Annotated in this window: 19 protein-coding genes; 8 read left to right on the top strand and 11 right to left on the bottom strand. The window is 67.3% G+C overall.

The annotated features are described in order from the left end of the window. The first annotated feature begins 104 nt into the window (after positions 1 to 104). Together ACP694_RS02800 and ACP694_RS02805 are read left to right on the top strand one after the other, a co-directional pair. The gene (locus ACP694_RS02800; protein ID WP_426010228.1) at positions 105 to 731 is read left to right on the top strand and encodes a trimeric intracellular cation channel family protein; all 627 of its coding nucleotides are present in this window, start codon (positions 105 to 107) and stop codon (positions 729 to 731) included. Beyond that, positions 728 to 904, top strand: a complete 177-nt coding sequence (locus tag ACP694_RS02805) for a hypothetical protein (protein WP_426010230.1) — start codon at positions 728 to 730, stop codon at positions 902 to 904. The genes ACP694_RS02800 and ACP694_RS02805 overlap by 4 nt, the downstream gene beginning before the upstream one ends. A gap of 102 nt (positions 905 to 1006) precedes the next feature. Here ACP694_RS02805 and ACP694_RS02810 read toward each other — a convergent pair whose 3' ends face one another. From ACP694_RS02810 to dapF, 4 genes are read right to left on the bottom strand one after another with little or no spacing between them, the layout of a single operon-like run. After that, positions 1007 to 1450, bottom strand: a complete 444-nt coding sequence (locus ACP694_RS02810) for a GFA family protein (protein ID WP_426010232.1) — start codon at positions 1448 to 1450, stop codon at positions 1007 to 1009. Between the two features lie 11 nt (positions 1451 to 1461). Continuing rightward, positions 1462 to 2820: a tRNA (N(6)-L-threonylcarbamoyladenosine(37)-C(2))-methylthiotransferase MtaB gene (mtaB, locus tag ACP694_RS02815; RefSeq protein WP_426010234.1), complete on the bottom strand. Its 1359-nt coding sequence runs from the start codon at positions 2818 to 2820 to the stop codon at positions 1462 to 1464. Then, a complete protein-coding gene (locus ACP694_RS02820; protein WP_426010236.1) occupies positions 2817 to 3746 on the bottom strand; it encodes an SDR family NAD(P)-dependent oxidoreductase in 930 nt (309 codons plus the stop codon). Before ACP694_RS02820 ends, mtaB begins: the two co-directional genes overlap by 4 nt. After that, positions 3659 to 4528, bottom strand: a complete 870-nt coding sequence (gene dapF, locus ACP694_RS02825) for a diaminopimelate epimerase (protein WP_426011280.1) — start codon at positions 4526 to 4528, stop codon at positions 3659 to 3661. The genes ACP694_RS02820 and dapF overlap by 88 nt, the downstream gene beginning before the upstream one ends. 171 nt (positions 4529 to 4699) lie before the next feature. Here dapF and ACP694_RS02830 point away from each other — a divergent pair, with 171 nt between their 5' ends. Beyond that, positions 4700 to 6853 (top strand): prolyl oligopeptidase family serine peptidase, encoded by a 2154-nt coding sequence (locus ACP694_RS02830; RefSeq protein WP_426010237.1) that lies wholly within the window; start codon positions 4700 to 4702, stop codon positions 6851 to 6853. An 81-nt stretch (positions 6854 to 6934) separates the two neighbouring features. Then, positions 6935 to 8017 (top strand): GNAT family N-acetyltransferase, encoded by a 1083-nt coding sequence (locus tag ACP694_RS02835; RefSeq protein WP_426010239.1) that lies wholly within the window; start codon positions 6935 to 6937, stop codon positions 8015 to 8017. Positions 8018 to 8429: 412 nt separating this feature from the next. Here the strand turns inward: ACP694_RS02835 and ACP694_RS02840 are convergent, their stop codons facing one another. The 3 genes from ACP694_RS02840 to ACP694_RS02850 form a co-directional block, all read right to left on the bottom strand. Beyond that, positions 8430 to 8768, bottom strand: a complete 339-nt coding sequence (locus ACP694_RS02840; RefSeq protein ID WP_426010241.1) for a DUF2218 domain-containing protein — start codon at positions 8766 to 8768, stop codon at positions 8430 to 8432. A gap of 2 nt (positions 8769 to 8770) precedes the next feature. Beyond that, positions 8771 to 9343: a PadR family transcriptional regulator gene (locus ACP694_RS02845; protein WP_426010242.1), complete on the bottom strand. Its 573-nt coding sequence runs from the start codon at positions 9341 to 9343 to the stop codon at positions 8771 to 8773. Between the two features lie 139 nt (positions 9344 to 9482). Beyond that, positions 9483 to 11618: a M3 family metallopeptidase gene (locus tag ACP694_RS02850; RefSeq protein ID WP_426010244.1), complete on the bottom strand. Its 2136-nt coding sequence runs from the start codon at positions 11616 to 11618 to the stop codon at positions 9483 to 9485. Positions 11619 to 11741: 123 nt separating this feature from the next. Here ACP694_RS02850 and ACP694_RS02855 point away from each other — a divergent pair, with 123 nt between their 5' ends. Together ACP694_RS02855 and ACP694_RS02860 are read left to right on the top strand one after the other, a co-directional pair. Further along, on the top strand, positions 11742 to 12593 hold the full coding sequence (locus ACP694_RS02855) for a glutamate racemase (RefSeq protein ID WP_426010245.1): 852 nt from the start codon (positions 11742 to 11744) through the stop codon (positions 12591 to 12593). 182 nt (positions 12594 to 12775) lie between these two features. Then, entirely contained in the window at positions 12776 to 13297 is a 522-nt protein-coding gene (locus ACP694_RS02860; protein ID WP_426010246.1) for an SRPBCC family protein, read from the top strand. A gap of 118 nt (positions 13298 to 13415) precedes the next feature. On the opposite strand, the gene ACP694_RS02865 is transcribed toward ACP694_RS02860, so the two are convergent. The 4 genes from ACP694_RS02865 to ACP694_RS02880 all read right to left on the bottom strand — a co-directional run bounded on the left by ACP694_RS02865 (position 13416) and on the right by ACP694_RS02880 (position 20507). Further along, positions 13416 to 14804: an intermediate filament-like cell shape determinant CreS gene (locus ACP694_RS02865; protein ID WP_426010248.1), complete on the bottom strand. Its 1389-nt coding sequence runs from the start codon at positions 14802 to 14804 to the stop codon at positions 13416 to 13418. Positions 14805 to 15046: 242 nt separating this feature from the next. After that, positions 15047 to 16651, bottom strand: a complete 1605-nt coding sequence (ahpF, locus tag ACP694_RS02870; RefSeq protein ID WP_426010249.1) for an alkyl hydroperoxide reductase subunit F — start codon at positions 16649 to 16651, stop codon at positions 15047 to 15049. A gap of 109 nt (positions 16652 to 16760) precedes the next feature. Next, the gene (ahpC, locus tag ACP694_RS02875; protein ID WP_426010250.1) at positions 16761 to 17324 is read right to left on the bottom strand and encodes an alkyl hydroperoxide reductase subunit C; all 564 of its coding nucleotides are present in this window, start codon (positions 17322 to 17324) and stop codon (positions 16761 to 16763) included. Positions 17325 to 18218: 894 nt separating this feature from the next. After that, on the bottom strand, positions 18219 to 20507 hold the full coding sequence (locus ACP694_RS02880) for an NADP-dependent malic enzyme (protein ID WP_426010252.1): 2289 nt from the start codon (positions 20505 to 20507) through the stop codon (positions 18219 to 18221). A 253-nt stretch (positions 20508 to 20760) separates the two neighbouring features. Here ACP694_RS02880 and dapB point away from each other — a divergent pair, with 253 nt between their 5' ends. After that, the gene (gene dapB / locus ACP694_RS02885) at positions 20761 to 21552 is read left to right on the top strand and encodes a 4-hydroxy-tetrahydrodipicolinate reductase (RefSeq protein ID WP_426010253.1); all 792 of its coding nucleotides are present in this window, start codon (positions 20761 to 20763) and stop codon (positions 21550 to 21552) included. 46 nt (positions 21553 to 21598) lie between these two features. Next, positions 21599 to 24892, top strand: coding sequence for an intermembrane phospholipid transport protein YdbH family protein (locus tag ACP694_RS02890; RefSeq protein WP_426010255.1), 3294 nt, complete (start codon positions 21599 to 21601; stop codon positions 24890 to 24892). Positions 24893 to 24906 lie beyond the last annotated feature (14 nt).

Consider the following 24906-nt stretch of genomic DNA (forward strand, 5'->3'; position numbering starts at 1 on the left):
AGAGCGTGGCAGCTGAAAGTGTGAGCGGTTTCAGCGCCCGCCACGCTCCAATCAAAGGGGACAGAGCCTGGGACAGGCTCTGTCGGCCGTGGCATGAAACGCCAATGGACGCGCTTTCGACCACACTGTTCTGGCTGGATTACGCCGCCGTCGCCGTGTTCGGCGCGACCGGGGCGCTGGCCGCCGCCCATCGCAAGCACGACATCATCACCTTCGGCTTTTTCGCAGCCATCACCGGAGTTGGCGGCGGAACCCTCCGCGATCTGCTGATCGGCGCGCCGGTGTTCTGGATCCAGCGGCCCGGCTATGTCCTGGCCTGCCTGGGGGCGGCGGTGATCGTCTGGATGCTGGGGAAGCGCGGCTGGCGGTTCCGAGCCCTGCTGTGGCTCGACGCCCTGGGCATGGCCGCCTATTGCGTGGTCGGCACGGCCAAGGCGCTAAGCCTGGGCGTCCATCCGTTCACGGCGGTGATGATGGGCGTGCTGACGACCGCCTTCGGCGGGATCCTCCGGGATGTGCTGGCCGGGGAGCCGAACCTGCTGCTGCGCCGCGAGATCTACATCACCGCCGCCCTGCTGGGGGCGTCGGTGTTCGCGGTGCTGAGCCTGCTGCACGCGGGTTTCTGGCCGGCGGGGATCGCCGGATTTGTGGCCGCCTTCGGCTTGCGGGCCTGTGCGCTCAAGCTGGGCTGGAGCCTGCCGGGGTTTGCAGGCGGAGAGGAGAAGGCGTGAACGGACGCAAGCCGCGCTTCGAGGGTGAGACGATGATCGTCATTCAAGGTCGGCGCGCCGAAGACATCGTCTGGACCGTCATGGGTGTGGCCTATCTGGCGCTGTCGGTGAAGCGTCTACACCCTCTCTCCCTTCCCCTAGCGGGAGAAGGTGGCGGCGCAGCCGACGAATGAGGGATCGCATCAACCCGCCCGCCGCTTGCGGCTGATCCTCCCGTCAACCCCTCGTCCGACATCGCTCAGCGAGCCCACATTTTTCCCGCAAAGGGAGAAGGATCAGGTGTCGTGATCGGGATGCTGCCGGCTGACTACTACACCCGACGGCCCCGTCGGCGGGCGAACCGGCATATCGGCCAGATGATCCATCCAGGCCGGACGACCCTCGACGGCCAATTGCACCGCCGGCTCGACCCGCGAGGGATCGTCGAAGGCAAAGACCGCCAAGTCGATCCGCTCGGCGCTCCATTCAAAGGTTAGCGGCGTGCCGCAGGCGGCGCAGAAGCCGCGCTTCACCTGGTCGGAGCTCTGGAAATGGGCCGGAGCGCCGCGCGTCCAGATCAGGTCGACGACCGAGACGGTGACCAAGGCCCCGAACGCTCCGGCGAAGGCCTTCTGGCACATTCGGCAATGGCAGATCGAGGCGCGGCCAGGCGCGCCGTCGACGCTGAAGCGCACCGCGCCGCATTGGCAGCCGCCGGTCAGCGCGGTCGTATCGGACATGGGAAACCTCCCTAGGCGGTGAGCTCGGCGATCACCCTCACGCCGTCGTGGCCGGTGACGCGAAAGGCAACGATCCGGCCCTGGGGCGCGGCGCCCCCCAAGGCGGGATCGAAGGCGATCTCGGTGAAATCCTCGGCGCGGGCCACGCCTTCGCGCTCGACCAGGCCCGATAGAACGCGGCCCACCTGGCGCTGGAGGTGGCGTTCAAGCCCAGCCTGGCCAGCTTCCCGCAGGCGGCGGGCGCGGTCCTTGATCACTCCGCCCTTGACCGCCGGCATCCGCGCGGCGGGCGTGCCGGGGCGAGCGCTGTAGGGGAAGACGTGCAGGAAGGCCAGGCCCGCCTCCTCGACCAGCCTCAGAGTGTTTTCGAAGGCCTCGTCGCTCTCAGTGGGGAAACCGGCGATCAGGTCGGCGCCGAAGGCTGTGTCGGGGCGCACGGCGCGGACGCTGGCCACCAGCTTCAGGGCGTCCTCGCGACTGTGGCGACGCTTCATGCGCTTGAGCACCAGGTTGTCGCCGGCCTGCAAGGACAGGTGCAGATAGGGCATCAGCCGGGGCTCGGTCTCCAGCAGCCGAAACAGGTCGACGTCGATCTCGGCGGCGTCGATCGACGACAGCCGTAGGCGCGGCAGGCCAGGAACCAGCTTCAGGATTCGCCCCACTAGCTGGCCAAGGGTCGGTTGGCCGGGCAGGTCGGAGCCCCACGACGTCACATCGACGCCGGTCAACACCACCTCGTTATAGCCCTCGTCCGAGAGCCGGCGGACCTGGTCGACCACCTCGCCGGCCGGGGCCGAGCGCGAGTTTCCCCGGCCATAGGGGATGATGCAGAAGGTGCAGCGGTGGTCGCAGCCGTTCTGGACCTCGACATAGGCCCGGGCGCGGTCCTTGAGACCGGCGATCAGGTGACCGGCGGTCTCCCTGATCGACATGATGTCATTGACACGAACACGGGTAGAGGTGTCCATCAACGCGCCAGGCGCGGCCTTTTCGGCGTTGCCGAGCACGAGGTCGACCTCCGGCATGGCGGCGAAGGCGGCGGGATCGATCTGGGCGGCGCAGCCGGTGACGATCAGCCGGGCGTCCGGCCGCTCGCGACGCGCCTTGCGGATCGCCTGCCGGGCCTGACGCACGGCCTCGTTGGTTACCGCGCAGGTGTTGAACACCACCGCGTCGGTCAAGCCATCGGCGGCCGCGCGGGCCCGGATGGCTTCCGACTCATAGGCGTTCAGCCGGCAGCCGAAGGTGACGATCGCCACGTCGTCGGGACCGCTGGAGACGACGGCCGGGCCGCCCTCCTCGCCCCCATTCTCATGTTGGGAGGTGGGGGCCGGCTTCGGCGGCCGGGAGATGAGGGTGTAGGTGGTCACGGCTTATCGACGAACGCCGCGAAGGCGTCCTTCCAGTCGGGGCGCCAGCGCGACAGGGCTGGGCGGTTTTCGATGATGTCGCCGATGGCCCAGGCCATGCGCTTTTCGTCGACGGCGCGGGGCACGTCGTTGTCGGGGCACAGGATGTAGAAGTCGCCGCGCTGGATGCTTTCCAGCATGAAGTCGACGGTCTGTTGCGGGGTCCAGGCGGCGGCGGGCTTGTCGCCGCCGCGCCGGGTCATGCCGGTGTGGACGAAGCCGGGGATCAGCAGGCGAGCGTCGACCTGGCAATCGACGATCTCGCGCAGGGTGTGGGCCAGCCCCTCGGTCAGCGACTTCACCGCCGATTTCGACACATTATAGGCCGTGTTGCCCGGCGGCTGGGTAATGCCTTGCTTGGAGCCCGTGTTGATGATCAAGCCGGGGCGGCCGCTGGCGGCCATCTCCTCGCCGATCACTTGAACGCCATTGATCACGCCCCACAGGTTGACGTCGAGGATGCGCTTCCACGGGTCCTCGCCCGAGAAGGCGTCGCCTCCGCCGCCAACCCCGGCGTTGTTCATCAGCACGTCGACAGCGCCGAATCGATCGACCGCTGCGTCGCGCAGGGTCTGGACCGCAGCGCGGTCGGCGACGTCGGTAGGCACGGCCAGGGCGCGCTCGCCGATGGAGTCGGCGGCCTTGGCCAGGGCGCGGCCCATGATGTCGGCCATGACCACGTTCATGCCCAGACCGGCGAAGGTCTGGGCGGCGGCCAGGCCGATGCCGTCGGCCGCGCCGGTGATCACGGCCGTCTTGCCTGGACCAATCGCCGGGTGGATGGGGGCGGTATGGACGCTCATGCCGCGACCTTCTCGGGCAGTTTGCCGCTGAATTCCATCGTCACGGGACCGGTCATGATCACGTGGCTGTCGCTGGCCCGCCATTCGATGGTCAGGGACCCGCTCTCGAACTCGACCCTGGCGACGCGGTTGGTCAGGCCCTTGCGGACGGCGGCCACCTGGGCCGCGCAGGCGCCGGTGCCGCAGGCGGCGGTCAGGCCCGCGCCGCGCTCCCAGACCTTGAGCCTGATGTGGTCGCGCTCAACGACGTTGGCGAATCCGACATTGACGCCCTGCGGGAACAGCGGGTGGTGTTCGATCAGCGACCCCGTGCCGCGCGCCAGTTCATCGGTGGCCGGCGTATCGACAAAGAACACCACATGCGGATTACCCATCGAGACGCAGCCCGGCGTGTGCAGGTCGGGGGCGTCGATCGGGCCGACCTGCAGTTCGATGCCGGTGGTGTCCATCTCCTCGGACAGCGGGATCTGGTCCCAGGCCAGGCCCGGTGGGCCCATGTCGACGGTGACCAGCTTGTCGCCGGCCATCTGGCCGGTCAGCCGGCCGGCCACGGTGTCGAAGGCCACGGCGGTCTTGTCCGACGACTGCATCAGCAGCCACGCCACGCAGCGCGTACCGTTGCCGCAGGCCCCGGTCTCCTCGCCATCCGAATTCCAGAACCGCACATAGGCGCTCGCGCCCTGCCCCCTGGGCGGATCGATGGCGATCACCTGGTCGCAGCCAATTCCGCCCTCGCCCCCATCCTTGCCGGGCCGTCTGGCGATGGCGCGGATGTCCTCCGCCGTCGGATGGAAGGGCTGCGAGGCGGTCTCAAGCACGACGAAGTCGTTGCCCAGCCCGTTCATCTTGAGAAAGGTGCGGCTCATGGTGCGGGTTATATAGTGGAAAACCTCGGCCGAGTCAGAGGTCAGGCCCAAGTGCGGCGTTCTTAGCGCGGCTTTAGACGATTGACCCGCGTGTTTTCGGCCACTCTGGCGCCATCCGTGATTTTCGTTACCGTCGCCCGCCCACCTGTCGCGACAGCCCTGGATCACTAGATGCGCAGACTGTTTCTCGTTCTCCTCGCCTCCACGAGCCTCATGACCCTTTCGAACACCGCCCAAGCCGCCCAGCCCGTCCCGGCTTCCGCCGATACCGAGGCGCGCACGCCCCTGGACCAGTTGGGTCAGAACGATCCCTACAAGTGGATGGAAGAGATCGAGGGAGCCCGCGCCTTGGCCTGGGCCAAGACCCAGAACGCTCGCAGCCTGCCCAAGCTGCAGGGTGATCCGCGCTATGCCGACCTTGAGGCCAAGGCCCTGGCGATCCTCAACGCCAAGGACCGGGTGCCGGGCGTGTCGTTCGCCGGCGACGGGTCATTGCGCAACTTCTGGCAGGACGTCGATCACGTGCGCGGCCTGTGGCGCCGCACGACTTTGGACAGCTACCGGACGCCCGCGCCACAATGGGAGACCCTCCTCGACATCGACGCCCTGTCGAAGGCCGAGGGCGCCAACTGGGTGTTCAAGGGCGCCAATTGCCTGGCCCCTGACGAGACCCTGTGCCTGGTCACCCTGTCGGACGGCGGCAAGGACGCCGTCACCGTCCGGGAGTTCGACTCGATGACCCGCGCCTTCGTAAGGGACGGCTTCGTGCTGCCCGAGGGCAAGCAGGACTATGACTGGATCGACAAGGACACCCTGATGGTCGCCCGCGAATGGGAGCCGGGCCAAGTGACCAAGTCGGGCTATGCCTATGTGCTGAAGACCTGGAAGCGCGGAACCCCCCTGGCCTCGGCCAGGGAGGTGTTTCGCGGCACGGTCGATGACGTCTCGGTCAGCGGCTACACGCTGCGCGACGCCGACGGCGTGGTCCAGGCGGTGATGGCCAATCGCGCCACCAGCTTCTTCGAGAGCGAAAAATACCTGCTGACCGACGCTGCTCCCGTGCGGCTGAACCTGCCCGTGAAGAGCTCGATCCAGGGCTATGTCAATGGCCAGATGGTGGTGTCTCTGGAGCAGGATTGGGCCGAGGAGGGCTTCAAGACCGGCGACCTGATCAGCTTCAGCCTCAGGGCGGTCAAGGCTGATCCGGCCAAGGCCCAGGCAACCCTGGTGCTGCGCCCCACCGCCAAGCAGTCGGTCGAGTCGGTGACCAGCACCCGCGGCAAGCTGATCGTCGGCCTGTTGGACAACGTCACCGGCGTGGCCTTCGCCTATAATCACGGGCCCCTGGGCTGGACGAAAAAGAAGTTCGACCTCCCGGCCAATTCGACGATCGGTTTGGGCTCGGCCTCGTCGAAGGACGACCGCTTGTTCTTCAGCGTCACCGGCTATCTGACGCCCTCCACCCTCTGGCTGGCCGACGCCGGCTCGTTGAAGCTGGAGCAGATCAAGGCCTCGCCGGCCCGTTTCGACGCCGGGGCCCACGTGGTCGAACAGTTCGAGGCGACCAGCACAGACGGGACCAGGATCCCCTATTTCGTCATCCATCCCAAGACCCTCGCCATGGATGGCCAGGCGCCGACCCTGCTCTACGCCTATGGTGGCTTCCAGGTGTCGATGACGCCCGGCTATTCGGGCGTGATGGGCAAGCTGTGGCTGGAGCGCGGCGGCACCTATGTGGTGGCCAATATCCGCGGCGGCGGCGAGTTCGGCCCGGCCTGGCACAATGCCGGGCTCAAGGAGAACCGCCAGAAGGTCTATGACGACTTCTTCGCCGTGTCCCAGGACCTGATCGACCGCAAGATCACCTCGCCGCGCCATCTGGGGATCATGGGCGGCAGCAATGGCGGCCTGCTGATGGGCGTGGCCCTGACCCAGCGGCCCGAGCTCTACAACGCCGTCGTCGTGCAGGTGCCGCTGTTCGACATGATCCGCTACAGCCAGATCGGGGCCGGCGCCTCGTGGATCGGCGAATATGGCGACCCGGCCATACCGTCGGAGCGGGCGGTAATTGCCAAGTATGACCCCTATACCAACCTCAAGGTCGGCCAGAAATATCCCGAGGTGTTCATCGAGACCTCGACCAAGGATGACCGGGTCCACCCGGCCCACGCCCGCAAGGCCGCCGCGAGGCTGGAAGAACTGGGCTATCCGGTGCTCTATTACGAAAATGTCGACGGCGGCCACGCGGCCAGCGCCAACCAGGCCGAAACCGCGCGCCGCCAGGCCCTGGAATATGTCTATCTGTCGAAGAAGCTGATGGACTGAGGCTGTAAACCCTCATTCAATCTATACAGAGCAAAATCGCCAAGAATTCCGGCTGCTCGTTCAGGTCGGATCGAGGTTGCCTTGAAGATCGACGTCGTCCCCGCCTTGGAACTGCCGCCGGAGGTCAGCGCGCGCTGGTCGGCCGCCCAGGCGGCCGAGCCGCGTTTCGACAGCCCGTTCCTGTCGCCGCAGTGGGTTTCGGCCGTTGCGCGGGCTCAAGGCCCCGACAGCGGCGTCCAAGTGGCGATCCAGCATGATACGGCCGGCCAGCCCGCGGCCTTCCTGCCAGTGCGCAAGCGTGGCGACATCGCCATGCCGGTCGGGGCGCCGATGTCGGACTACCAGGCCCTTGTGACCCATGGCGGTTTCCGGCCGGATCCGCGCGCCATGCTTCGGGCCATGGGCGTTTCCCGCTTCGACTTTTGCCACATGCAGGCCGGTGACCCGGCCTTTCGTGGGCAGGGACGAGGCGAAAGCACCTCCTGGATCATCGACGTCGCCGACGGCTACGCCGCCTACGAGGCCGAGCGCAAGGCGGCGGGGATCGGAGCGCTCAAGGACATCGACAAGAAGCGTCGCAAGGCCGAGCGTGAGACGGGCGCCGCCCGGTTCACCGCCCTATCGGAATCGCGCGAGGACTTCACCCAGCTCATCGCCTGGAAGCGCGCCCAGCTTGCCGCCACAGGCCAGACCGACCTTTTCAAGACACCCTGGGTCATGCGGCTGATCGAGGCCCTGTTCGGGGATCGCGACTCGGCGTTCGGGGGCGGCCTCTACACCCTCCACCTGGGCGACGAGCTGGCGGCGGCGCATTTCCACCTGCGCGGCGGCGGTACGATCCACGGTTGGCTGATCGCCCACGATCCTAAATTCGAGCGCTACTCGCCGGGCTTGCTTCTGTTTCAAGACATCCTGAAGAGCCTGGACCACAGCCCCTATCGCCGGCTCGACCTGGGCGCGGGCGATTATCGCTTCAAGCGCGATCTGTCTAACCATCAGCAGATGGTGACTTTCGGCTTCCTGGGCGCCCCGTCGGTTTCGACCTTGGCGCGCAAGACCGCCTATCGCGTGCGCGAGATGGCCGAATCCCTGCCGCTGGGCCGGGTGTCGGCCCTACCGGGCAAGGCGATGCGGCGGATCGACGTGCTTCGCGGCCTGCGCTAGAGCATTTTTCGAGCGAAGTGGTTCCGGTTCGCGTGAAGAAAAATGCGTCAAAACAAAAGATTAGAGCTCACGGCCTGACGCGGTCAGGTCGGGAAATGCTCTAGCGCTGACCCGACAGGCTGCGACGTCCTGCGACGCCCTTAGGCCCTATGGCTGATCAAGGCGATCAGCCCACTCCACAGCACGATGTTGAACGCCGTGATGGCTAAAAGCCAGCGGAGACGGCGTTGGCAACCATCCATCCGCGGGCGAAACACAACGTCGCGAACCACATGACCCATGGTTTCCTCCACAGTCCTCTACCGGGACTCGTGGCGAAGCAAACGATGGTTAATGGGTTCACGCAAGGGCAGTTGACTGCCTGTCCCACGGATAAACGGCGCTATCCCGACATTGTGACCAGGGTTTTGCCTTAGAGACCGACGTGATTGACGCGTAGGGCGGGTGGGTCAATTCGCCCAGCTTCCCAGGCGCGGGTCCAGGCCAGGCGCTCGACCGATTCGCGGAAGGCGAAGCGCAGCAAGTGGTCGGCGACCACGTCCTCCAGTTTCGTGAGGTTCTCGAGCAGCGGCGCCTCGACGGTGATGTTCAAGCCATCGGGTTCGGCTAGCAGGACGCAGGTCCCGACCGGCAGCGGAATCCGGGCCGAGGTGGCGTCGAACGCCACCTCGAACCTGTGGCTCCAGTGCTTGGCCAGTTGGGTCATGTAGCGCGCGGCCTTGTCGGTGTTCAGACGGGCATGGCTCTGCATCGCTACACCCCCTCGATGGCGGCGGCCGCGCCGTCCAGCACCTTGGCGATTGCGGCGATCTGCTCGGGTGTCAGCCGGCCGGCGGTCAGTTTGAGGCGGAGCGCCGTCTTGATGTTCTCGCGAGCCCGCATGATCTGCGGCGAGAAGGCGGCGCTCTGGGCGGCGGCCTCGGCCATCCGGGCGAACAGCCCGTGCACGGGCTGGCGATTGCTTTCCAGGAAGGCCTGGCCTTCGTCGGTGATCGTGTAGAGCTTCTTGCCACCGCCGGCGTCTGCCGCCGTGACGTAGCCCAGCTCTTCCAGCAAGGTCAGGGTGGGATAGATCACGCCGGGGCTGGGGGTATAGGCGCCGCCGGCCGAGGTTTCGACGGCCTTGATCAGTTCGTAGCCGTGGCTGGGCTTGTCGGCGATCAGCTTGAGCACGACCAGGCGCAGATCGCCGTGGTCGAAGAACCGGCCCATGCGGCCGCCGCGACGATGATGGCCTTCATGGCCGTGGAAGCCGAACGGATGACGGCTGTGATGGCCCCCATGGTGACCCATGCGGCCTTCGGGATGGTGATGACGTCCAAACATTTTTAGATCCTGTTTCGTTACATCGAAGTTATAGATATATCGAAATTGGACTGGGGCAAGAGTGATTTTAGATATATCTGATCATGCCGGGAAGGTGCTGGGGACATGCTCATGCGCATGTCCCCATTCGTAGACCAGCCTAGGCTCCCGGCGGAACCGGGAAGCCGCGATTGCGCATCAGGGCGCCGATCTTCACGTCACGGCCGCGAAAGCGGCGGAAGGCCTCGCCGGCGTCAAGGGTGTTGCCCACGCTCATGATGTCGTCGTGCAAACGCTTGGCGACGGCCTTGTCGTAGAAGCCGCCGGGCGCCTCGGCGAAGGCCTCGGCGGCGTCGGCGGTCAGGGTGTCGGCCCAGATGTAGTCGTAGTAGCCCGCCGAGTAGCCGTCGCCGGAAAAGATGTGGCCAAAGTGGGTGGGTCGGTGGCGCATGACGATCTCCGACGGCATGCCGATCTGCGCCATCGTCGCCGTCTCGAAGGCTTCCGGATCGATGACCTGACCCTGGGCCGCCAGATGGATCTTCATGTCGTAGATCGCCGAGGACAGATATTCGACGGTCGAGAAGCCCTGGTTGAAGGTGTGGGCCTTCTCGATCTTGGCCACGAGATCGGCGGGGATCGGCTTGCCGGTCTGGTAGTGCACGGCGAACCTCTCCAGCACCGGCTTGGTCGGCAACCAGTGCTCGTTGAGCTGACTGGGGAACTCGACGAAGTCGCGGGCTACGTTGGTGCCGGCCAGGGTGGGATAGCTTACGTCCGAGTTGAGGCCGTGCAGGGCGTGGCCGAACTCGTGGAACAGGGTGACCGCGTCGTCCCAGGAGATCAGCACCGGCTCGCCGGGCTGGCCCTTCACGAAGTTGCAGTTGTTGGAGACGATCGGCGTCACCACCCCGCGGAATGTCTCCTGGGTGCGGTATTCGCTCATCCAGGCGCCCGACTGCTTGCCGGCCCGGGCGTAGGGGTCGAAGTACCATAGGCCCACGCGCTGACCGCTCCCTGTAACCTCCCAGACGCGGACGTCGGGGTGGCAGACCGGCACGTCGGTGATCTGGGTGAAGGTGAAGCCGTACAGTTGACCGGCCGCCCAGTGGATCGCCTCGCGCAGCTTCTCCAGCTGCAGGTAGGGCTTCACCGCGTTCTGATCGAGATCATAGCGCGCCTTGCGGACCTTCTCGGCATAGTGGCGATAGTCCCAGGGCGCGATTTTGAAGGTCGCGCCCTCGGCGGCGGCGACCTTCTGCATGTCGGCCACTTCTTCATGGACGCGCGCCACGGCCGGCTTCCAGACCTGCGTCATCAGGTCCATGGCCGCGTCCGGGGTCTTGGCCATGTTGTCGGCCGTGATCCAGTGGGCGTAGCTCGGGAAGCCCAGCAGCTGGGCCTTTTCGGCCCGCAGCTTGAGGATTTCGGTGATCACCGCCTTGTTGTCATGAGCGTCGCCATTGTCGCCGCGCGAGATCCACAGCTTCCAGCCCTTCTCACGCAGGTCGCGGCGGTCGGAATAGACCAGGAACGGCTCCATCGACGAGCGGGTGTTGGTGATCAGCCACTTCCCCTTCTGGCCTTTTTCCTCGGCCGCCGCCGCCGCTCCGGCCCGGATCGAGTCCGGCAGGCCCACCAGATCGGCCTGGCTTTCCAGCACCAGGCTGTAGCCTTCCTCGTCGGCCAGCTCGTTCTGGCTGAACTTGGTGTAGAGGCCGGCCAGGGCCTGGTTGATCTGGCCCAGCCGGGCCTTCTTGACGCCATCCAGCGCCGCGCCCTGGCGGGCAAAGTTGTTGTAGGTCACCCAGGTCAGGCGCTTCTGCTCGGGCGTCAGGCCGGCCGTCTCGCGAGCGTCGTAGACAGCCTTGATCCGGGCGAAGAGCTGTTCGTTCTGGATGATCTCGTCGGTGAAGGCCGCCAGCCTGGGCGTGGTGGCGGCCTCGACCTTCTGCATGACCGCGTCGTTCATCGTCGAGGTGAACACGCCAAACAGCCCGTTGACCCGGCTCATTGCCCGCCCGGAATCCTCGTATTCGGCGATGATGCTTTCGAAGCTCGGCGCCGAACGCTTGGCGGTCAGGGCAAAGAGCTTCTGGCGCTGCTCGGCCATCGCGACGTCATAGGCCGAGGCGAACAGATCAGGCTTGACCTTGTCGAAGGGCGGGACGCCGCCATGCGGACCCGTCCAGGGTGCGAGCAGGGGATTGGCTGGGGTCGCGGGGTCGGCGGCTTCACTGATGGCGGGCATGAGGACCGTGGCGCTGGCGGCGGCGAGGAACGAACGACGCTTCAAGGGGTGTCTCCGGGACAACGTTTGAAGATCAGCCTAGGCCACGCGAAAAGCGCCGTCACATGACACCGCTGTGACCCTTCACCACCGTGGACGGGCGCGGCGACGAAAGCTAAGTGTCGTCCCATGTCCATCGGCGTCTTCGACTCCGGCGTGGGCGGCCTCACGGTCCACCGCGCCCTCGTGAACCGTCTGCCCCAGGCGGACTTCATCTATCTGGCCGACCAGGCCAATGCGCCCTATGGCGGGCGGCCGGGCGAGGAGGTCGTCAATCTGACGCGGGCCGGGTGCGAGCGCCTGTTCGACGCCGGGGCCAGCGTCGTCGTCCTGGCCTGCAACACCGCCTCGGCCATCGCCCTGCGCCGCCTGCAACAGACCTGGCTGCCGGGCTATCGCAAGGCGCTGGGCCGGCCGGTCAATGTGCTGGGAATCATCGTGCCGACCATCGAGGCGGCCACCGGCCTGCCCTGGGAACACGAGGCCGAGCGGCGCGGCGACAAGGTCGAGCAGCTGGACGTGCTGGGGGTGTTCTCCACCCAGGGCACCACCAATTCTCGCGTCTACGAGATCGAGATCGACAAACGCAAGCAAGACATCGCGGTGTTCTCGCAGGCTTGTCCGGACCTTGTGCCGATGATCGAGGCCGACGCCGGGGCCGTGGACCTGGCCAAGGCCGTAGAGGGCTATGTCCAGGCGCTGAAGACCCGCATCGGGCGCTATCCCGACCGGGCGGTGCTGGGCTGCACCCATTACGAGATCATCGCCGACATCTTCCGCGCCGCCCTGCCGGCTGGCACCCCGATGATCCAGCAGCCGGCCGCCACGGCCGACGCGCTGGAGCGTTATTTCGAGCGTCATCCGGAGCTGGACCCTGGGACGGGCGGCGGCCGGGTTTTCCTGACCACCGGCGAGCCGGGACCTCAGAATGCGCTGGTCCAGACCTTCTGGGGTGGCCCGCTGCGGTTCGAGGCGGCTTAGGTCACGGACTTGCCCCCTACGGACCGCTTCGCGGTCGTCTTCGCCCATAGGGGAAGAGCTCCAAGTGTCCGAGGCTCCGCCCGCTCGCCGCGACAGACCGCGAAGCGGTCAGGTGGGGGCAAGTGCTGACTTGACGCTTATGGGTGAGGCGTCAACCTCAGTCCAACATCAGGAACGCCCCCATGAAACACCTGCTCATCGCCGCGACCTTGGCGCTCACCGCCGCCAGCGCCCACGGCGAAGTCGTCGACGCCCAGCCCAACGGGTTCGAGGTCAAGCGCGAGGCGGTGATCAACGCGCCGGCCGACAAGGTCTATGCCGCCCTGACCCAGCCCTCGGCCTGGTGGAACAAGGATCATACCTGGTCGGGCTCATCGGCCAATCTGTCGATGGCGGCGATGTCGGGCGGCTGTTTCTGCGAGAAGCTGCCCAATGGCGGCTCGGTGGTGCACATGACCGTGGTTTATGCCCAGCCCGGCCAGGGCCTGCGGCTGTTCGGCGGCCTAGGTCCGTTGCAGATGAGCGGCGCCAGCGGTCACCTGAATTGGACCCTGTCCGAGCAAGACGGCAGGACCACCCTGACCCAGACCTATGACGTCGGCGGCTACATGAAGGGCGGCCTGGACAGGATCGCGCCGGTCGTCGATCGCGTGCTCAGCGACCAGTTCGACCGGCTCAAGGTCTATGTAGAGACGGAAAAATAAATCCTCCCCCTCCGGGGCAGGTGATCACGTAGCGACCGGAGGGGGAGTGGCAGGGCGTTCGCCGCCCAATCCCCCCACCGGCCTTCGGCCGCCTCCCCCACAGGGGGAGGGCTTAAAACTACCCCGCCGCCGCCAGGTCGTCGCTGGTGGCGCCGAGCAGAGCCATCTGCAGGCGCGAACGGTCGCGACGGGCCGATTCCAGAGCGCCTTCGGCCAGGGCGGCTTCCGAGCGGATGCGCTCGATCTCGGTCTGCATTTCGGCGACCTTGTCGTCGTGCTGGCGACGGATGTCGTCTTGGGCGGTCTGCATGACGTCGAAGCGGGTGCGCAACTGGGTCGCGCGTTCCTCGGCCCGCTTGAGCGCCTTTTCGTTGGCGACGACGGTCTTGGCCAGTTGGTCGGCGCGCTCGATGGCGGCGGCGCGGGCGGTGTCGACGCCGGCATGACGGCCGCGCAGGTCCTCGACCTCGTCCTCCAGATTGCGAACCCGTTCCAGGGCGCGCTCCAAGGCGACATTGAGATCGCCGGCCCGGCGCTCGACGGCCTGCTGCTGGGCGCTGCTTTCGTTCAGCTTGGCCGAGATCTGGCCGTTCATCTCTTCAAGCTTGTCGGCACGACCGGTGGCGGTCTCCAGGCGGGTCTGCAGGGCCGACACCTCGGTGCGGCCGGCCTCGACCTGGGCCTCAAGGCCACGGATCGTGCGGGCGCTGTCGGACTGGAAGGTGGTCAGGGCGTTGTCGGAGGCCAGCAGGCGCGCGCGCTCGGCGGCGACCTGGCCTTCCAGCTCGGTCTCGATGCGCGACAGGCGGGCCACGTCGGAACCGGCCTGTTCGAGGCGCTTCTTCAGCGTGCCAGACTCCTCGACCAGCAAGGCGGTCTGCTGGTTCGAGCGCGCCAGGGCCGATTCGGCCTCGCCGCGACGGGTGTCGATGTCCTGGGTCTGCAGGCGCAGGGTGTCGACGTCCTGGGCCAGGTGCTCGCCGCGCGCGGCGGCGTCTCGTAGGGCGGCTTCCAGCCCGCCGACCTTCAGGTCGGACTGCAGCAGGCCGTTGCGCAGCCGATCGATCTCGAGCGCCCCGTCTTCCAGGGCCACGTCGAGGGCCTGGCGTCGTGCGTCAGACTCGACCAGGCCGGCGTCGGAGGCGGCCAGCTTGGCGGAGAGCTCGCGCTCCTCGGCCTGGACGGCGGCCAGTTGACGGGCGGCGGTGTCGAAGGCGGCGCGCAGCGAGATCAGCTCGGCGTGCTCGCTACGGCGGGCTTCAAACTCCTCGGCGACCGGGCCGCGAATTTCAGAGAGCAGGGGCTCGATGGCCCGCAGGTGCTCGACCACGCGGCTGATGCTGTCGAGGCCGCCATGGATGGTTTCGTAGCGGACGCCGATCGCCTGGGTGGCCTCGATCAGACGGTCGGACGTCTCCGTGGACTCAGGACGGTCGTTCTCGGTCGCCAGCATCACCGGCTTGACGCCGCTCTTGGTGTTGCGATCGTTCTTCGACAGCAGCCGCATCTTGCCCACCTTTTAACGACCCGCGTAACGACGCCCATCGCGTCGAATCGGCCCGTCGGCCGCGCAGAATCATTTGCTCATTCGTTAACAAGATGCCCGGGGCCAAGATTGATGTCGAGGCGTAGATCGCGTGTCCGGCGAGAGGCGCATTGCCGCAGCGCCAAACCGACGAAAGCCGCCGCGTCGGCCTTGAACGGCGAACGCGGCGGCTTCCAGAACCGTGACGATGAGGGCGTTTCGCCCTAGGCGGCGGCCGACTGCGCCGGGACGGCCGGTTCCAGACGGATCAGGTAGTCGAAGGCCGACAGGGCCGACTTGCTGCCCTCGCCCATGGCGATGACGATCTGCTTGTAGGGCGTGGTCGTCGCGTCGCCGGCGGCGAACACCCCGGGCAACGAGGTCTCGCCGCGATAGTCCACCTCGATCTCGCCCCGATTGCTCAGCGCCACGCCGCTGTCCTTCAGCCACTCGGTGTTGGGCACCAGGCCGATCTGCACGAATACGCCTTCCAGGTCGACGCGATGGGCGCTGTCGTGGTTGCGGTCCTTGTAGGTCAGGCCGCTGACGCGGGTCCCGTCGCCGTGAATCTCGGTGGTCATGGCCGAGGTGACGATCTTGACATTGGGCAGGCTGGCCAGCTTTCGCTGCAGGACGGCGTCGGCCCGCAGCTGGCTGTCGAACTCGATCAGGGTCACGTGGGCGACGATGCCGGCCAGGTCGATGGCCGCCTCGACGCCGCTGTTGCCGCCGCCGATCACCGCCACGCGCTTGCCCTTGAACAACGGGCCGTCGCAGTGCGGGCAATAGGCCACGCCCTTGTTCTTGTACTCGGCCTCTCCGGGCACGTTGACATTGCGCCAGCGGGCGCCGGTGGCCAGGATCACGCTGCGCGAGGTCAGGCTGGCCCCGTTCTCCAGCCTGATCTCGATCAGGCCGCCCGGAGTTTGAGCCGGCACGAGGCCGACTGCCTTCTGCAGGTTCATGATGTCGGCGTCGTAGTCCTTGACGTGCTGCTCCAGGCCCGCGACCAGGCGGGGGCCTTCGGTGTGCGACACCGAGATGAAGTTCTCGATGGCCATGGTGTCGAGCACCTGGCCGCCGAAGCGTTCGGCCGCCACGCCCACCCGGATGCCCTTGCGGGCCGCATAGATTGCCGCCGCCGCGCCGGCCGGACCGCCGCCGACGATCAGCACCTCGAAGGCGTCCTTGGCCTTGATCTTCTCGGCCTCGCGGGCCACGGCGCCCGTGTCCAGCTTGGCCACGATCTGCTCCAGGCTCATCCGGCCCTGGCCGAACGGCTGGCCGTTCAGCAACACCGTCGGTACGGCCATGACCTGGCGCGCTTCGACTTCTTGCTGGAAGAGCGCTCCGTCGATGGCGACATGGGTGATGTTGGGGTTCAGGGCGGCCATGGTGTTCAGCGCCTGGACCACGTCCGGGCAGTTCTGGCAGCTCTGCGAGAAATAGGTCTCGAAGCGGAACGGGCCTTCCAGGGCGCGGACCTGGTCCAGCACCTCGGCGTCGAACTTCGGCGGGTGACCGCCGACGTGCAGCAAAGCGAGCACCAGCGAGGTGAACTCGTGGCCCAGGGGCAGGCCCGCGAAGCGGACGCCAACCTTGTCTTGGGGGGAATCCTTGGCGTCGCGCTCGATGGCGAAGGACGGCTTGCGAGCGTCGTCGCCGGCCAGATTCAGGCTGACCTTGTCGGAGGCCGCGGCCACGTCCTCGAGCAGGGCCAGCATGTCCTTGGAGCCCTGGCCCTCGCCCAGCGAGGCGACCAGCTCGATCGGCTGGCGCAGATTGCCCAGATAGGCCTTCAGTTGGTCCTTGAGACCGGCGTCCAACATGACGTGCTCCAATGCGTGGCGTCGCCTCGGGGGAGGATGCGGCGCGAATTTCAACGAGGGTGCGTCACCCCGTTCGCGGGCTGGCGAAAGGGGTGACGCGATCGCGAACCTAGATCTTGCCGACCAGGTCCAGCGAAGGCTTCAGGGTGGCTTCGCCCTCTTCCCACTTGGCGGGGCAAACTTCGCCCGGGTGGGCGGCGACATACTGGGCGGCCTTGACCTTGCGCAGCAGTTCGAGGGCGTCGCGGCCGATGCCGCCAGCGGTGATCTCGACGATCTGGATCTTGCCGTCCGGATCGACGACGAAGGTGCCGCGATCGGCCAGGCCGACCTCCTCGATCATCACGTCGAAGTTGCGGGTGATCGTGCCGGTCGGGTCGCCGACCATGGTGTATTCGATCTTGCCCACGGCTTCCGAGGTGTCATGCCAGGCCTTGTGGGCGAAGTGGGTGTCGGTCGAGACTGAATAGATCTCCACGCCCAGCTTCTGGAACTCGGCGTAGTTGTCGGCCAGGTCCTCGAGTTCGGTCGGGCAGACGAAGGTGAAATCGGCGGGATAGAAGAACACGACCGACCACTTGCCCTTCAAGTCGGCGTCGCTGACGGTGATGAACTTGCCGTCCTTCAGGGCTTCGGCGGTGAAGGGTTTGATGGCCGTGTTGATCAAGGACATGGAGTGCTCCTGCAGGAAATTGCGAGGCCACCCATACAGGGGAGGGTGCGATAGGGCTAATCGATTAATTCATCATTGGAGATAGACATAATCTATTCGCTTCGGCGGCCGGTGCGCGACTTTGGACGCCGCTTCGCCCTCACGCGCCCGGAGGCTGCGATGGGATGGGAGGGATGCGAAGCGCCCGGGCTCCGCCCGGAGGTTTTGCGTTTTATGTACCGTTTCGACGAAGACGAGCGCCTCGCGTGGCCTTCAGACGGGAGCCATCGGAGCGCGGGGTCTTAACCCGCTTCCGAAGTTGGCCCCCGGCGGGCGGAAGGGCGGCTAACCCTTCCGGACCGTGCGGGCGATTTCAGCCCGCACCTGCCAGCCTGTCCGCCTACCCCGAGCGCCGGAGTTTCGTCACCACGGGGGTGAACCTGCTCCGAACCGACCTGGGGCGTCTTCCGAAGAAGACACGGCGGACAAGCCTTCCCGCTCGACCACCCCCAAGAGCCGCCTCGGTCGCCGTACGTGCGCCCTTCCCGTGCTCTTGGGTAGGACCAGTATGGCGGTGATCTGGAGGGAGAGGATCAATTAGATCGAAAAGTTTTAGTGCCTTAAAAACGCTAGAGTTTACTGGCTATTCGCAGGGCATGGAGGCTAGCTCCTTCAACTTTCTCCCAGAGAGCAGAGGCTAATTACGACGCCCCAACGGCATGGAAGCCCACCCCTTCGCCCCGCCGGCCGCCCCTCCGGCCGCCCCAGCGGCGGGCCCGATGGCTTAGGAAAACTTCGGCAACTGGTCATATGCGGCTAGGGGAAAATCTCGATCCAAGAGCCCAAGACGCTCCCAAGCGGTGGCTCCTATGCAAGGAGTGTCAACAAGTTCAGAAAACTGAACCGGTGGCGCTCCTACCCCTCCCCGCCCCCATCCCCCGGCGCCTCATAGGCCGCCATCATCGCCATATTCAAAATCTTCGACACCGACGCCGACAACGGCGCGATCTGCACCGGCTTGCTCAACCCCAACAGCACCGGCCCGATCACGGTCGCCCCGCCCAGGCTCTGCACCAGCTTCGTCGAGATCGAGGCCGCGTGGATGGCCGGCATGATCAGGATGTTGGCGCTGTCGGTCAGGCGCATGAACGGGTAGTTCGCGCGCCGCTCGGGGTCTAGCGCCAGTTCGGGCGGCATTTCGCCCTCATATTCGAAGTCGATGTCCATCTCGTCGAGCATGGCCACGGCCTCGCGCACCTTTTCCGAGCGCTCGCCCATCGGGTTGCCGAAGGTGGAATAGCTCATGAAGGCCACGCGCGGCTTGAAGCCCAGGCGGGCGACGGCGCGGGCGGCTTCCAGGGCGATCTCGACCAGTTCGTCGGCCTCGGGCAACTCGGTGACATTGGTGTCGGCCACGAAGACCGTGCGGCCCTTGGCCAGCACCACCGACATGCCCATGATCCGGCCGCCGGGGGCCGGGTCGACGACGCGCAGGATGTCTTCCAGGGCCTGGTCGAAGCTGCGGGTGACGCCGGTGACCATGCCGTCGGCCTCGCCCAGCACCACCATCGAGGCGGCGAAGCTGTTGCGGTCCTGATTGATCAGCCGCTGGACGTCGCGCTTGAGGTAGCCCTGGCGCTGCAGGCGCTTGTAGAGAGCGTCCACATAGTCCGGATTGCGGTCGCTGAGCCGGGCGTTGATGATCTCGAGGCCGGCGGTGGCCGGGTCCAGGCCGACGACCCGCATATTGTCCTCGACCAGGTTCTCGCGGCCGCACAGGATGGCCTTGCCGAAGCCGCCGGTCTGGTAGGCATAGGCGGCGCGGATCACCGACGGGTCCTCGCCTTCCGCGAAAACGATCGTCTTCGGGTTCGACAAAACGGCGCCGCTGATTTTCTGCAGGAAGCCGGCGGTGGGGTCCAGGCGCTGGGCCAGGCCCGCGCGATAGGCGTCCATGTCCTCGATCGGCTTGCGGGCCACGCCAGTGTCCATGGCCGCCTGGGCGACGAAGGGCGGCACGTACCAGATCAGCCGCGGGTCGAAGGCCGAGGGGATGATATATTGCGGTCCGAACTTCAGCTGGCGGCCGTGATAGGCGGCGGCGACCTCGTCGGGCACGTCCTCGCGGGCCAGCATGGCCAGAGCGTTGGCGCAGGCGATCTTCATCTCGTGATTGACGCGGCGGGCCCGCACGTCCAGGGCGCCGCGGAAGATGTAGGGGAAGCCCAGGACGTTATTGACCTGATTGGGATAGTCGCTGCGGCCGGTGCCCATGATGGCGTCCTTGCGCACGGCGTGGACCTCCTCTGGGGTGATCTCCGGATCGGGATTGGCCATGGCGAAGATCACCGGATTGGGGGCCATGCTGGCGATCATCTCCGGCGTGAAGGCGCCCTTGGCCGAGAGACCCAGCAGCACGTCCGCGCCAACCACGGCCTCGGCCAGGGTGCGCAGCGGAGTGTCGACCGCGTGGGCGCTCTTCCACTGGTTCATGCCGTCGGTGCGGCCGCGATAGAGCACGCCCTTGCTGTCGACGGCGATGACGTTCTCGGGCCGCACGCCCATGGCCTTGATCAGCTCCATCGAGGCGATGCCGGCCGCGCCGGGGCCGTTGAGCACCACCTTGATGTCGGCCAGGTTCTTGCCGGTGATGTGGCAGGCGTTGATCAGGCCGGCGGCGCAGATGATCGCCGTGCCGTGCTGGTCGTCGTGGAACACCGGGATGTCGAGCAGCTCCTGCAGCTCGGTCTCGATGCGGAAGCATTCGGGGCTCTTGATGTCCTCCAGATTGATGCCGCCGAAGGTGACACCGATGTTCTTGACCACCGTGATGATCTCGTCGGCGTCCTTGCTGGTGATCTCGATGTCGATGGAGTCGACGTCGCCGAACCGCTTGAAGAGCACGCTCTTGCCCTCCATCACCGGCTTGGAGGCCAGGGCGCCCAGGTCGCCGAGGCCCAGGATCGCGGTGCCGTTGCTGATCACCGCCACCAGGTTGCCCTTGGAGGTATATTCGTAGGCGAGGTCGGGATCCTTGGCGATCGCCAGCACCGGCACGGCGACGCCGGGCGAATAGGCCAGGCTGAGGTCGCGCTGGGTGGCCATGGGCTTGGTGGCGACGACGCCGATCTTGCCGGGGGTCGGATAGCGGTGGAAGTTCAGCGCTTCTTCGTCGGTGAAGGTCTTCTTCTCGCTGTCGCTCATGTTTCCCGATCCCGCTGCGCACGTGCTGGAGACGCGTCGAACGATGCGACGCGGCCTTATTTGGCGTCACCGTAACGAGGGGGCCGGCGGGTCACAACCTTTGCGGCGTGGAGTTTTTCGACGCAAACGCTTGTTCCGCTTGGGATTGCGCCCTGGAGGCCCGTTGTCCAACGTTGTCATTTCGCCGCGCGCGCCCTTGACCTGGGGGGTCGGGTCGGGAGACTACCCCGCGCGTCATCGCCTGGAGATCGCCTTGAGCCAGAACGACTTAGCCGCCCCGCATGGTAGCGTTAACATCGCCCTGGCCGGCGCCTCGGGGCGGATGGGCCTCGCCGTGGCGCGGACGCTCGTCGGCCGAAGCGATGCGGTGGTGGCGGCGCGGTTCGATCGTCCGGGCGCGCAAGGCGAGGGCCTGGTCGAGCGCGACGTGGCCCTGGCGGCGGCCGAGGTGGTCATCGACTTCACCGTTCCCGAGGCCTCCACGGCCCTGGCCGAGGCCTGCGCGGCGAACGGCGGACCGGCGCTGGTCATCGGCTCAACGGGCTTCAGCGACGCTCAGACCGCCCGGATCGCGGCGGCGGCGGAGAGGATCGCCATCGTCAAGTCCGGTAACTATTCGCTGGGCGTCAACATGCTGCTGGGCCTGGTGAAACAGGCCGCCGCCGCCTTGCCGGCGTCCGACTGGGACATCGAGGTCTTCGAGGCCCACCACAGGCGCAAGATCGACGCGCCGTCCGGCACCGCCCTGATGCTGGGCCAGGCGGCGGCTGACGGGCGCGGCGTGGACCTTGGCCAGGTTTCCGACCGGGCGCGCGACGGGGTGACCGGCCCGCGCGTCGAGGGCGCCATCGGCTTTTCCGTGGTGCGCGGCGGCGGGATCATCGGCGAGCACAGCGTGATCTTCGCCGGCGAGGAGGAGGTGTTGACCCTCTCGCACTCGGCCACCGACCGAGGGCTCTTTGCGCGTGGCGCGGTGGCGGCCGCCTTGTGGGTTCGAGGGCGCCCGCCGGGGCTGTATGACATGCAGGACGTGCTGGGATTTTGAAAACTAGGGCCTCACAATCGTCGCGGCTTGCGGCATGGTGACCCCGATGGCGCAACCCCCGTCCAATCCCCCTCTAGGCGACCCCAAGCCTGACGCCGCGCCGTCCCCCTCCGCCAGCCGCGCCCGGCGCGCGGTGATGGTCGACGCCGGTCTGGAAGTGATGTCGCTGGCGGCCCTGGCCTTCATCGCCATCGGATTCACCGCCTATGCCGGCCGCCGCGAGATCAGCCGCGAGCTGGCCCTGGCCTGGCTGGAGGACAAGGGCGTCGAGGCGGCGCTCGATCTCGAGGACCTGGACGCCACGGGCTTCGCCGGCACGATCCGCCTGGGTCCCAAGAGCGCGCCAGTGTTCTCGGCCGAGCGGATCGAGGTGGCCTATGACCTGCTGACGCCGTGGAGCGGCGGCAAGTTCGCGCTCAACACCCGGGCCATCCGCCTGGTTCGGCCGCGCCTCAACGCCCGGATCGACGCGAACGGTCTGAATTTCGGGGTGTTGCAGCCCATGGTCGACGAGGCCCTGAAGGCGCCGGCCTCGACCGCTCCCGGCCCAGCGATCCTGGTCGAGGACGCGCGGGTCAGCCTCTCGACGCCCGGCGGCCCGGCAAGGCTGACCGGCGACGCCAGCCTGGACGACGGCAAGCTGCTGCGCTTCGACGGCCGCCTGGCCCCGCTGCACTACGCCACGTCTGACCTGTCGTTCGACACGGCCGGCCTGCTGGTCAAGGCCCGCAAGCGCGGCGACCGCCTGACCCTCGACATCGACCTGGACATCCGCGCCCTCAGCGCCGGCGCGCTGGACCTGACCGAGGCGCAGGGGACCCTCCAGGCCGATCTGGCCTATCCCGACCTCAAGACCCTGTCGATGGCCGGGCCGGCGGATCTGCGGCTGGCCTTGAAGGCGCGGGCGGTGGACGTCCAGTCGGCGGCGGCCGGCGATGTCGAGGCCAATCTGGCCGTGGCCGGCGTGCTCAGCGGCGGCTTCAAGCGCGGCGGCTTCACCGGCCACTCGACCTTGCACGCGCGGGGCGAGCGCCTGGCGGCCCAGAACCTCGACGCCCGCGAGGTGGTTGGCGACCTGTCGCTGTCCAACCTGGCCCTGACCTATGATCCAGGCGGCGCGCGAGGCTCGGCCAAGACGCGCCTGGCGGCCACGGCCGAGAAGGCGATCGCCGGCGGCGCGGCCCTGTCGCGATCGTCGATCGAACTCAAGTCCGACAGCCTGACCCTCGTCTCCGACGCCGATCGCCAGTCGCTGAGCGGACCGGTTGGCGTCAATCTGGGCGGGGGCCGCGTCGCCGTGGGCGGGGTGGTGCTGTCCAGCCTGGCCGCCGACGGCCAGGGCCGGTTCTCGGCCGGGACCGACGGGGTCAGCCTGGCGCTGGTCGGTCAGGCTGGCGCGGACGGCGCGGTCTCCGGCCCCGACGCCCAGCGGCTAACGGCGGCCTTGCCCAATCCCGACTATGTCACCGCCGCCTTCAAGGCCTTGTCCCGCTTCGAGGTCGCGGCCCCGGCCCTCAAGCTGACGATGAGGGACGGCCTGACCAGCCTCTACCTGCCACGGCCAGTCGCGGTGACCAGCGCCGGCGGCGGGCGGGCGACCTTGGCCGCGTCCGGCGGACCCCTGGTCGCGGCGGCGGGCGGCGTGGCGTCGGGCCGCCTGAGCCTGGCCTTAAGCGGCGGCGGCCTGCCCGAGGTCAGCCTCAAGGTCCCGAACTGGCGGTTCGGCCCCGACGGCATGGCCAGCGACCTGATCCTGGCCGGGACCTTCGACACGCCGCCACTGAGGGGCCTGTCGGGAACCCTGGCCGGCCAGGCCCGGCTGGTCGGCGACGACTTCAGCCTGCGCCTGGGGCGCTGCACACCCCTGACCGCCAGGACGGTGGAGATGGGCGAGCCGCCGATCACCGCCCTCAAGCTCGACCTTTGCCCCACGGCCCGGCCGCTGATCCAGTCGGCGGGCGGCGCCTGGCATGCCTCGGCGCGGGTCGAGCATGGCCAGGCCCTGGTCACCGTCGCCCAGGCGCGGGTTGAGGAGGTGGCCGCGACCTTCGAAGGCGGCGGTCACGGCGGTTTCGACGAGGCCCAGGTGCGGATCACGGCTGGCCGGATAGTCGAGGCCGCCGAGGCCAAGCGTTTCGAGACCCTCGCGGCGACGGGGGCGGTCAATCTGGCGCGCGGCCAGTGGCTGGGCGGTTTCGACGCCAAGACCCTGGACGGCCACCCCCTGGCCCGTATCGACCTTCGCCACGACGTGGTCAGCGGTCGCGGCGAGGCCCGGATCGACGCCTCTAACCTTGTGTTCGCCAAGGGCGGCCTGCAGCCCCTGGGCCTGACGCCCCTGGCTTCCGTGACCCGCGAAGCCGAAGGCCCGGTCGCCTTCACCGGCCGCTTCGCGTGGGCGGGCGACGTGATGACCAGCCAGGGGCGGGTCTCGACCCCGGGCCTGAACTTCAAGAGCCCGCTGGGCCTGGCGACCTCCATGCGGGCCGACATCGCCTTCACCAGCCTGGCGCCGCTGATCAGCGCGCCCGACCAGACCCTGAAGATCGACCATGTCGACGCCATCGTGCCGCTAGAGGCGCTGGGCGCGGTCTTCACCCTGGGCGCCGAGGCCCTGCGCCTGCAATCGGCCCGTTTCGAAGCGGCCAAGGGCGCGATCTCGGTCGAGCCAATGGATGTGCCGCTGGACGGCAAGGGCACAATGAAGGGCGTCATCAACATCGCGCACCTGGACCTGGGTGAGCTGGTCGCCGGCTCGTCCCTGGCCGACAAGGTCAAGATCGACGCCGTCGTTGACGGCCGGCTGCCGTTCGAACTGGGACCGGCCGGCTTCAAGTTCCTGGACGGCAAGGTCTACGCCATCCAGCCGGGCCGGATCTCGATCGCCCGCGAGGCCCTGGGCGATATCTCGGCCAATACCAGCGGCGTGGATGCGAAGGATCCGTTGACGGCGGCCAAGCCCGCACCGGTCAACGCCATCCAGGACTTCGCCTATCAGGCCATGGAAAACCTCCACTTCGAGACGCTGGAAGCGGGGGTCAACAGCACCAACACGGGTCAGCTGGGCATACTGTTTCACATCAAGGGCGAGCACGACCCCAAGGTCGCCGAAAAGGCCAAGATCGGCCTGCTGGAGCTGCTGCGGGGCACGGCCTTCCAGCGCCGGATCCCGCTGCCGGCCAAGACCCCGGTCGATCTGACGCTCGACACCTCTTTGAACTTTGACGAGCTTCTGGCGTCATGGAAGCGTACCTGGGAGCAAGCCCAGGCCCGGACTCCGACACCCCCGGTCCAAACCCCGGTCCAGGCGTCGCCCCGTTCAGACCCGGTTCACCCGTGAAGCCGCAGATTTCA

This window comes from Caulobacter sp. DWR2-3-1b2 (assembly GCF_049896345.1).
Taxonomy (GTDB): Bacteria; Pseudomonadota; Alphaproteobacteria; order Caulobacterales; family Caulobacteraceae; genus Caulobacter.